The following is a 6,734-nucleotide window of genomic DNA, read 5'->3' on the forward strand; positions in this document are numbered from 1 at the left end:
GTAGCGTGGACATGCGATCCGCTCAGACCTGGTGCGAAGGGAGCGCGTCATGGCGACCGATCTAACGCTCTATCTCGACGACGAGCCCGGCGAGCTGGCGCTGATCGGCTATGTGTTGGGCAAGGCGGGCGTCAATATCGCCGGTCTGTGCGCCCTGGCCAGCGGAGGGCAGGCTGAGGTGAACATCCTGGTGCATGATGCCACCTCCGCATTCGAGGCGCTGCAGGGAGCCGGAATCAAAATCGCCGAAGAGCAAGAGGTGATCGTGCTCGACGTCGAAGACCGTCCCGGCGCCCTCGGTGAAGTCGTCCACAAGCTCGGTGCCGCGAAAGTCAACCTGGAAACCGCATATCTCGCCACCAACACCCGCTTGGTGCTTGGCGCCGATAATCTCGCCGACGCCAAGGCCGCGCTGGCCTGATGTCGATCGCGTGCGCCCAGTAGAATCTCCCGCAGCGGCGTCGATCCGGCTATCACCGGGGAGCCTTCGGAAGAACAGGCCCAGTACCTAGAGGAACGGCTCAAGTAGACCCGAACGGGTAGGCCCGTCACAGCCGTCAACGAGCGGCCGCGCCTCGGCGCGGCAACGCGGGGTGGTACCGCGGCGCTTGCGCACAGGCGCGACGTCGTCCCCGGGCCTGGCAACTCTGCCAGCGGCACATGGTGCCGCATGGCACTGTGGCACGAGGGAGACGACGCGCGCAGTGACCGAGAACGCCTATCCCAAGCTGGCCGGCGGTGCACCCGACTTGCCGGCGCTGGAACTCGAGGTCCTCGACTACTGGACGAGCGACGACACCTTCCGCGCCAGCATCGCGCGGCGGGCTGATGCCCCGGAGTATGTGTTCTACGACGGACCGCCCTTCGCCAACGGTCTACCTCACTACGGGCATCTGCTGACCGGCTACGTCAAGGACATCGTGCCGCGGTATCGCACCATGCGCGGCGACAAGGTGGAACGCCGCTTCGGCTGGGACACCCATGGGCTCCCAGCCGAACTGGAGGTCGAGCGGCAGCTCGGGATAACCGACAAGTCCCAGATCGACGCGATGGGCGTCGCCGCGTTCAACGAAGCCTGCCGCGAATCCGTTTTGCGCTACACCGACGAATGGCAGGCGTATGTGACTCGCCAGGCCCGCTGGGTGGACTTCGACAACGACTACAAGACGCTCGATCTGTCCTACATGGAATCGGTGATCTGGGCGTTCAAACAGTTGTGGGACAAGGGCTTAGCCTACGAGGGCTACCGGGTGCTGCCGTACTGCTGGCGCGACGAGACCCCGCTGTCCAACCACGAGTTGCGGATGGACGACGACGTCTACCAGAGTCGGCAGGACCCGGCGATCACCGTCGGATTCACCGTGCCGGACGGTGAATTAGCCGGTGCGCACCTGTTGGTGTGGACGACGACGCCGTGGACGCTGCCGTCCAACCAGGCCGTCGCGGTCAACCCCGACGTCACCTACGTGCAGGTGCGGGCGGGGGAGCACCGGCTGGTTTTGGCCGAGGCTCGGCTGGCCGCCTATTCGCGAGAATTGGGCGATGAGCCGGAGCTGCTTGGCACCTACCGCGGCAGCGATCTGGTGGGCCTGCGCTACTTGCCGCCGTTTCCTTATTTCATGGACTCGCCCAACGCTTTTCAGGTGCTCGGCGCCGAGTTTGTGACCACCGAAGACGGTACCGGCATCGTGCACCTGGCGCCCGCCTACGGCGAGGACGACAAGGAAACCGCCGACAAGGCCGGCATCGTGCCGGTGACGCCCGTCGACGCCAGGGGCCGATTCGACGCCACGGTTGCCGACTACCAGGGCCAGCACGTCTTCGAAGCCAACCCGCAGATCATCCGGGACCTGAAAAACCACAGTGGCCCTGCCGCGGCCAACGGTGCGGTCCTGATCCGCCACGAAACCTATGAGCACCCCTACCCGCACTGCTGGCGCTGCCGCAATCCGCTGATCTACCGGGCGGTGTCGTCGTGGTTTGTCAAAGTCAGCGAGTTCCGGGACCGGATGGTCGAACTCAATCAGCAGATCACCTGGTATCCCGAGCACGTCAAAGACGGTCAGTTCGGCAAGTGGTTGCAGGGAGCCCGCGACTGGTCAATCTCGCGAAACCGCTACTGGGGCACGCCTATTCCGGTCTGGCTCTCCGATGACCCGGCCTATCCTCGGATCGACGTCTACGGCAGCCTCGACGAGCTGGAGCGCGACTTCGGCGTGCGGCCGGGCAACCTGCACCGGCCGTATATCGACGAGCTCACCCGACCCAACCCCGACGACCCGACCGGGCGGTCGACGATGCGGCGCATTGCCGACGTTTTCGACGTGTGGTTCGACTCCGGGTCCATGCCCTATGCGCAAGTGCACTACCCGTTCGAGAACAGCGACTGGTTCGAGACGCACTACCCGGGCGACTTCATCGTCGAATACATCGGGCAGACACGCGGCTGGTTCTACACGCTGCATGTGCTGGCCACCGCGCTGTTCGACCGACCGGCGTTCAAAACCTGTGTGGCGCACGGGATCGTGCTGGGTAGCGACGGGCAGAAAATGAGCAAATCGCTGCGCAACTATCCCGACGTCAGCGAGGTGTTCGACCGCGACGGGTCCGATGCCATGCGCTGGTTTTTGATGGCCTCGCCAATCCTGCGCGGCGGGAATTTGATCGTCACCGAACAGGGTATCCGCGACGGGGTGCGACAGGTTCTGCTGCCATTCTGGAACGCTTACAGTTTCTTGGCCCTCTACGCGCCCAAAGTCGGTACGTGGCGCACTAATTCGCCGCATGTGCTGGATCGTTACATCCTGGCCAAATTGGCGGCGCTGCGCGACGACCTCACCGCTGGGCTTGATGTCTGCGATATCTCCGGGGCATGTGAGCAGCTGCGTCAGTTCACTGAGGCGCTGACGAATTGGTATGTGCGACGGTCTCGCTCGCGGTTCTGGGAAGAGGACCCGGATGCGATCGATACCTTGCACACCGTGCTGGAAGTTACCGCAAGGCTGGCCGCACCGTTGCTGCCGTTGACCACCGAGATCATCTGGCGCGGTGTTACCGCTGAGCGGTCGGTGCACCTCACCGATTGGCCCGAAGCCGGGGTGTTGCCCGCCGACGCTGGGTTGGTCGCCGCGATGGATCAGGTGCGCGAGGTGTGCTCGGTGGCCTCGTCGCTGCGCAAGGCGAAGAAGCTGCGGGTGCGGCTGCCGCTGCAGAAACTTACGGTGGCCGTGGACAATCCACGGCGACTGGAACCATTCGCCGATCTGATCGCCGACGAGCTCAACGTCAAGGAGGTTGAGCTGACCGAGGACATCGACACCTACGGTCGTTTCGAGCTGACCGTCAACGCCCGGGTCGCCGGGCCGCGACTCGGCAAGGATGTGCAGGCAGCGATCAAAGCGGTCAAGGCCGGCGAGGGCGTCGTCAACGCCGACGGGACACTGACCGCGGGGCCGGCGGTGCTGCAACCCGATGAGTACAGCTCCCGGCTGGTGGCCGCCGATCCCGAATACACCGCCCCGTTGCCCGGCGGTGACGGGCTGGTGGTGTTGGACGCCACGGTGACACCCGAACTCGAGGCCGAGGGTTGGGCGAAGGACCGCATCCGCGAGCTGCAGGAGTTGCGGAAATCGACCGGGCTGGACGTCTCGGACCGGATCAGCGTGGTGATGTCGGTGCCGCCGCAGCGCGCCGGCTGGGCCAGCACCCATCGCGACCTGATCGCCGGGGAAATCCTGGCGACGAGCTTCGAGTTCGGTGAGCCCGCGGATGGTGTGGAGATCGGCGACGGCGTGCTGGTCACGATCGCGAAGGCCTAGAACGGGTTTCGCTTCTCGAGGTTGCGCAGCGCGCGGTGTGCGTGTGGCCAGAACGGCATACCGGCGACGATCGTGCCGCCGGCAGCGATGATCCCGATCGCGGCGTCGACGCTTTCGCGACCCTCCTTCGCCCAGTAGACATCGTCGAGGTCGAGCAGCAGCGCCAGCTCGTCGACGATCATCGCGTTCGCCGCCCCGTAGGCGATCGCCGCCGCGGGGTGACGCCGTTGCCGCTCGCTACCGCGCAGGCCCACGGCTGCCACGCCCGCTAGCAATGCAATGCCGATGTTGTAGTGGTGGAAATGCTTGCCGCCCACGCTGACGCCTCCACCTGACGGGCCGTGCCCGGCGCGGATCCAGTGGGTGAGTCCCCGCAGACCGGCGAACGTGACGGTAAACGTCGACCAGGCCAGAACTGTCGCCTGCTCACCGGGTTGCAGGTGCGTGTTCCATTCGTCGCGTAACCGCGCCCAGGCTCTTCCGATCTCGTCGCGCATCAGCCCGCCTTGACCGCGCGCCACCGCAGCCTGCGGCCGTTTGTGTCGACCTGCACATCGTCAAAACCCGCTGCGCGCAACCGGTCCGGCAACGTGTCGGGCGACACCGGGTTGCAAGTGTCGCGAAAGTGCAAGATAGAGAACAGCGTTGACGAGGCGCTGTCGCTGCCGGCGAACACGCCGCCGGGCCGCAGCACGCGAAACGCCTCGACGAACAACTGGTCCTGCAGCGCCGGCGTCGGCACATGATGCAGCATGGTGAAACACACCACCGAGCTGAACTCCTCGGATGGTAAGCCGGTGTCGGTTCCGTCGCCCCGAATGATGCGGGCGCGGTCGCCGTACTTGTCTTTGAGTCGATCGGCCATCGGCTGGTCGATCTCGACCGCGGTGTAGTGCGGCGCTTTATCGATCAGCACCCGGATGTTGGCGCCGTAGCCAGGCCCGATCTCCAACACGTGGTCGCCCAACTCGACGTCGCCGAGCACCCAGGGCAAGAGCGCGTCTTCGACTGTTTTGAAGTAGCGATCGGAGCTGCAACACAGCCGGTGGCAAATGTTCATCGCCATGATTTAGAAGCTAGCGCAATAGCATCGGGGTTTGTGGACTCTCGCTGGGTACTGCACCTCGACATGGACGCGTTCTTCGCGTCCGTCGAGCAACTCACCCGCCCCACGTTGCTGGGCCGTCCGGTGCTGGTCGGCGGGCTGGGCGGGCGCGGCGTGGTGGCCGGGGCGAGCTACGAATCGCGGGTGTTCGGCGCCCGGTCGGCCATGCCGATGCATCAGGCACGCCGCTTGGTCGGCGTGACGGCGGTGGTCCTGCCACCGCGCGGCGTGGTCTACGGAGTCGCCAGCCGGCGTGTGTTCGAAACCGTGCGCGCGGTGGTGCCCGTTGTCGAGCAACTCTCGTTTGATGAGGCGTTCGGTGAGCCGCCGGAACTGGTCGGTGCGTCGGCGACCGAGGTGGAGCAGTTCTGCGAGGACCTGCGCCGGCGGGTGCGCGACGAGACTGGCCTGATCGCCTCGGTCGGTGCGGGCTCGGGCAAGCAGATCGCCAAGATCGCCTCGGGTATGGCCAAACCCGACGGGGTTCGGGTAGTCGGTCGTGCCGAGGAGAAGCCGCTGCTGGGCGGCCTTCCGGTGCGCCGGCTTTGGGGGATCGGCCCGGTGGCCGAGGAAAAGCTGCATCGGCTGGGCATCGACACGATCGGGCAGCTGGCCGCGCTGAGCGACGCCGAGGTGGCCAACATCTTGGGCGCGACGGTTGGGCCCGCCCTGCATCGGCTGGCCCGCGGGATCGACGACCGCCCGGTCGCCGAGCGAGCCGAGGCCAAGCAGATCAGCGCCGAATCGACCTTCGCGGCGGACTTGACCACGCTCGACGAGCTGCAAGAGGCCATCGGCCCGATCGCCGAGCACGCCCATCAACGGCTATGCCGCGACGGCCGCGGCGCCCGCACCGTGACAGTCAAACTGAAGAAATCGGATATGAGCACGCTGACGCGCTCGGCCACCCTGCCCTATGCGACCACCGAGGCTGCCGCGCTGATCGCGACGGCGCGGCGGTTGCTGCTCGATCCCCACGAGATCGGTCCGATTCGCCTTCTCGGCGTGGGATTCTCGGGTTTGAGCGACGTGCGACAGGAATCGCTGTTCCCCGACTTGGACTTGTCTGAGCCGGAGTCACAGCATTCCGTTGAGACGGCGGCTGCGGCCATGTTCGGACCGGGTCCGGAGTCCTCGCCATGGCGGGTGGGCGATGACGTGGCTCATCACGATCTCGGGCATGGCTGGGTGCAAGGCGCCGGGCACGGCGTGGTCACCGTGCGATTCGAGACCCGCAGCTCAGGACCCGGGCCCGCGCGGACCTTCCAGTCCGACACCGGCGAAATCATGCAGGCCAATCCGGTCGACAGCCTGGACTGGCCCAACTACGTCGCCGCGCTGACCGAGAATGTCTCAGCGGAGGCGATCGACAACGTCGCGCAGCGGTAGTTGCGCGGCCAACGCCGCCATCACCAGCACCCGCGCCTGGCTCGGGGGCAGTTGCGACACCATCACCGCACCCGCCTCGACCAGGTCGTGGCCCGGTCCATATCCGGGGCTGACCCGGCCACCGACGACTCGGGTGGAGACCGCGACCACGACTCCGTCTCGGCAATGCCGCCGCACTCCGTCGATCACCGCATCGCCGGCATTGCCCGAGCCGAGCGCTTCCAGCACGATGCCGCGCGCGCCGGCGGCCACGCAGGCGTCCATCGCCACCGCGTCGCCGCCGGGGTAAGCCGCGACGATGTCGACCCGCGGAGCGCTTGCCGCGCTCAGTTCGCCGAAGTAGAGGCGAGTCTTCGGCCGCGCCAGCGTCACCCCGCCGTCGACGCTGCCGAGGAGCTCACCGGCGAAACCGTCTCCCGTCG

General features: G+C 66.3%; 5 protein-coding genes and 1 pseudogene. 3 read left to right on the top strand and 3 right to left on the bottom strand.

The annotated features are described in order from the left end of the window. Positions 1 to 49: 49 nt before the first annotated feature. Together WBF82_RS18345 and ileS are read left to right on the top strand one after the other, a co-directional pair. Positions 50 to 421 (top strand): amino acid-binding protein, encoded by a 372-nt coding sequence (locus WBF82_RS18345; RefSeq protein WP_424384384.1) that lies wholly within the window; start codon positions 50 to 52, stop codon positions 419 to 421. A gap of 283 nt (positions 422 to 704) precedes the next feature. Beyond that, positions 705 to 3,818, top strand: coding sequence for an isoleucine--tRNA ligase (ileS, locus tag WBF82_RS18350; protein ID WP_424384385.1), 3,114 nt, complete (start codon positions 705 to 707; stop codon positions 3,816 to 3,818). On the opposite strand, the gene WBF82_RS18355 is transcribed toward ileS, so the two are convergent. Both WBF82_RS18355 and WBF82_RS18360 read right to left on the bottom strand, forming a co-directional pair. Further along, positions 3,815 to 4,315, bottom strand: a complete 501-nt coding sequence (locus WBF82_RS18355; protein WP_424384386.1) for a hypothetical protein — start codon at positions 4,313 to 4,315, stop codon at positions 3,815 to 3,817. The two genes, ileS and WBF82_RS18355, sit on opposite strands and share 4 nt — an antisense overlap. Then, positions 4,315 to 4,884 (bottom strand): class I SAM-dependent methyltransferase, encoded by a 570-nt coding sequence (locus WBF82_RS18360; protein ID WP_424384387.1) that lies wholly within the window; start codon positions 4,882 to 4,884, stop codon positions 4,315 to 4,317. Before WBF82_RS18360 ends, WBF82_RS18355 begins: the two co-directional genes overlap by 1 nt. A gap of 63 nt (positions 4,885 to 4,947) precedes the next feature. On the opposite strand from WBF82_RS18360, the gene WBF82_RS18365 reads away from it, so the two are divergent. Further along, positions 4,948 to 6,312: a DNA polymerase IV gene (locus WBF82_RS18365; protein WP_424384388.1), complete on the top strand. Its 1,365-nt coding sequence runs from the start codon at positions 4,948 to 4,950 to the stop codon at positions 6,310 to 6,312. On the opposite strand, the pseudogene WBF82_RS18370 reads toward WBF82_RS18365, so the two are convergent. Continuing rightward, positions 6,277 to 6,734 (bottom strand): annotated as a pseudogene (locus WBF82_RS18370) (L-asparaginase); the annotation flags it as partial. The gene WBF82_RS18365 and the pseudogene WBF82_RS18370 overlap by 36 nt on opposite strands.

The sequence above is a fragment of the Mycobacterium sp. genome (genome assembly GCF_049673265.1).
GTDB lineage: Bacteria > Actinomycetota > Actinomycetes > Mycobacteriales > Mycobacteriaceae > Mycobacterium.